Source organism: Citrobacter sp. wls711, from assembly GCF_005281055.1.
Classification (GTDB): domain Bacteria; phylum Pseudomonadota; class Gammaproteobacteria; order Enterobacterales; family Enterobacteriaceae; genus Citrobacter; species Citrobacter gillenii.
This window is the reverse complement of record NZ_SZXC01000014.1, coordinates 1-201: the sequence shown is the minus strand read 5'-3', so window position 1 is coordinate 201 and position 201 is coordinate 1. Positions and strand designations below refer to the sequence as shown.

Annotated in this window: 1 protein-coding gene; it reads right to left on the bottom strand. The window is 48.3% G+C overall.

The features are described 5' to 3' along the window. A partial coding sequence (locus FDW98_RS23485) for a hypothetical protein (RefSeq protein ID WP_212726258.1) occupies positions 1 to 201 on the bottom strand: 201 nt, incomplete at both ends.

Sequence of the window (201 nt, the reverse complement as noted above, 5' to 3'; positions counted from 1 at the left end):
ATAAATCCCACCCGACAGCATTCACCCCTTCAGGACCTGAAGAAATATCTGACGGTGCAACCAGATATGGTGTGCCAACAAAAGCATGTGGAAACTGAACATTGCCTATACCGTTGCTGCCCGTTGAACCGCGCCCCCATACAAACTGGAAATCCCCTAACTGGAAAAAACCAGATTCAGAAACGCTTTCTCGCAGACCAA